A 3,053-nucleotide genomic window follows, 5' to 3' on the forward strand; every position below is an offset into this window, starting at 1 on the left:
AGTTGGGTGCCGGCGAGGTAGAGCTCGCCGGGGGTGCCGGGGGGTACGGGCCGGAGGTGGTCGTCGAGGACGTACGTCCGGGTGTTCCACACCGGGGTGCCGATGGGGGCGCTGCTGCCGCCCGCCCCGGCCACGGCGTCCTGGGCGGTGACGTCCACCGCCGCCTCCGTGGGCCCGTACAGGTTCGCCAGGACCGCCTTCTGCGGGTTCCGGGCGTGGAACTCCTCCACGAGGTCGGTGGGCAGCGCCTCGCCGCTGCACACCACCAGCCGCAGCCCGGGGGTGTCCGCCACCGCGTGCTCCAGGAGGTACGCGTGCAGCATCGAGGGCACGAAGTGGCAGACGGTGACGCCCTCGCGGGCGATCAACCCGTTGAGGTAGTCCGGTTCCTTGTGTCCGTCGGGTCGGGCGATGACGAGGGGGACGCCTTGGGCGAGGGGCCAGAAGAGTTCCCAGACGGAGACGTCGAATCCGGTGGGGGTCTTCTGGAGGACGCGGTCGCCTTCGGTGAGCCGGTAGGCGTGTTGCATCCATGCGAGGCGGTTGACGATGGCCTGGTGTTCGACCATGACGCCCTTGGGGCGGCCGGTGGATCCGCTGGTGAAGATCACGTAGGCGGGGTGGCGGGGGAGCAGCGGGGTCGTCCGGTCGGCGTCGGTCACCGGGGCGGCCGACAGACCGGCCAACTCCGTACGCGCGTCCGGCCCGTCGAGCACCAGGAACGGCAGGTCCGCGCCCTCGGGCAGGGCGGAGACCGCCTCGGCGTCCGTGAGCACCATGACGGGGCGTCCGGTGTCGAGGATGTGGGTGAGTCGGTCGGTGGGGAGGGTGAGGTCGAGGGGGAGGTAGGCGGCGCCGGCGCGGACGACGGCGTGCAGGGCGACGAGCAGGTCCAGGGAACGGGGAAGGGCGACGGCGACCACGGATTCGGGTCCGACGCCGCGGGTGGCGAGGAGTCGGGCGAGGCGGTTGACGGCCTCTTCGAACTCCGGTCGGGTCAGTGCGGTGCCTTCGAAGACGAGGGCGGGTCCGGTGGCGCGTTCGGCGCCGGCGGAGACGAGGTCGGCGAGGGTGGTCGGTCCGTCGAGGGTGACGGCGGTGTCGTTGAAGCCGTGCAGGACCAGGTCCCGCTCCGCCGGCTCCATCAACCCGATCCCGGAGAGCCGGACCGCCGGGTCGGCGGCGACCGTCTCCAGCAGACGGACCAGGCGCTCCGCGAGCACCCGCACCGTGGACTCCTCGAACAGGTCCGAGGCGTACCGGATGCCGCCCTCGAAACCGCGGTCCGCGCGAACCGTCCCGAAGGCCACCTCCAGGTCCACCTTGGCCCCGCCGGTCTCCACCGGGAACTCGGCGACGGCGGAACCGAACAGCTCGGCGGCCGGCTCCTCGGCGGAGTGGTACGTCACCATCGTCTGGAAGAGCGGGTTGCGGGAGCGGGAACGCTCGGGCCCGACCGCCTCCACGACGGCCTCCAGCGGAAGGTCGGCGCGGGCGAACCCGGCCAGGGCGGTGTCCCGCACCCGGCCCACCAGCTCGGTGAACTCCGGGTCCCCGGACAGGTCGGCGCGCAGCACCAGCGTGTTGAGGAAGAACCCGGCCAGACCCTCCAGCCCCTCGGCCGCGCGGCCCGAGACCGGGCTGCCCAGCGGCACGTCCTCCCCGGCACCCAGCCGGTTCAGCAGGGCCGCGACGGCCGCGTGCGCCACCATGAAGGGCGTGGCCCCGGCCGCGCGGGCCAGCCGCAGCAGACCGGCGGCCGTTCCGGCGGACACCGAGAAGGGCACCACACCGCCCCGGAAGCTCGGCTCCGCGGGCCGGCTGCGGTCGGCGGGCAGGGCCAGTTCGGCGGGGACGCCCGCGAGGGCCTCCCGCCAGTAGCCGGCCTGGGCGGCGGCCACCGAGGCGGGGTCGGAGACCTCGCCCAGCAGCTCCCGCTGCCACAGCGCGTAGTCCGCGTACTGTACCGGCAGCGGGGCGAACTCCGGCGCCCCACCCGCCAGTCGGGCCGCGTACGCCGCCGACAGGTCCGCGAGCAGCGGGCCCGTGGACGCCTCGTCGGTGGCGATGTGGTGCAGCAGCACCAGCAGCACCGACTCCCCGGGCCCGGAGCGCAGCAGCGTCACCCGCAGGGGCAGGTCCCGCGCCAGGTCGAAGACGTACCCGCCGGCGGCCTCCGCCTCGGCCCGCAGCCGACCGGCCGGGACCTCGCGGACCTCCACCGGGACGACCGTCGAACCGGCGGGCAGCACCCGCTGGTACGGCTCCCCCTCGTGCTCCGCGATCACCGTGCGCAGCACCTCGTGCCGGTCCGCCAGGTCCTGTACGGCGGCCCGCAGGGCGTCCGCGTCCACGGGCCCGGCCACCCGCACCGCCACCGGCACGTTGTAGACCGTGCCGGTGCCGCGCAGAGCGTCCAGCAGCCACAGCCGGTGCTGCGCGTAGGACAGCGGGGGCCGTGCCGGCCGGCGGGCCGCGAAGGCCGCCGGACCGGGCAGGTCCGCGCCGGCTGTGCCCGCGGCCCGCTCGGCGAGCCTGGCCGCCAGCAGGGCGGGGGTCCGCAGCTCGAACACGTCACGGACCTCGCACGGCGCGCCCAGGGCGTCGCGGAGCCGCGCCGCCACCCGCGCCGCGAGCAGGGAGTGTCCGCCGAGCGCGAAGAAGTCCTCGTCGGGTCCGGCCGAGGCCGGCCCCAGCACGTCCGCGAACACCCCGGTCGCGATCTCCTCGCGGGCGTCGCGCGGGGCCCGTGCCGGAGCGGCCGGCGCCGCGGCCGGGGCCGGCAGGGCCTTGCGGTCCAGCTTGCCGTTGGCGGACAGCGGCAGTTCCGCGAGGGTCACGAAGAAGCTCGGCACCATGTACTCGGGCAGCCGGGCCGCCGCCCAGGCCCGCAGCTCCGCCGCCTCCGGGGCCGGCGTGCCCGCTTCCGCGACGACGTAGGCCACCAGGTGAGCGACCCCCGGGGTGTCTTCGCGGAGTTGGACGGTGGTGTGGGTGAGGTGGGGGTGGGTGGTGAGGGTGGTTTCGATTTCTGCGGGTTCGATGCGGAGGCC

The 3,053-nt window shown here is 75.1% G+C and carries 1 protein-coding gene; it reads right to left on the minus strand.

What is annotated here, in order from left to right; genetic code table 11:
• On the minus strand, window positions 1-3,053 hold a 3,053-nt coding region (locus tag ABTZ17_RS36560; RefSeq protein ID WP_352200137.1), incomplete at both ends, for an AMP-binding protein.

It is taken from the genome of Streptomyces sp. NPDC097619 (genome assembly GCF_040302735.1).
Lineage (GTDB): Bacteria > Actinomycetota > Actinomycetes > Streptomycetales > Streptomycetaceae > Streptomyces.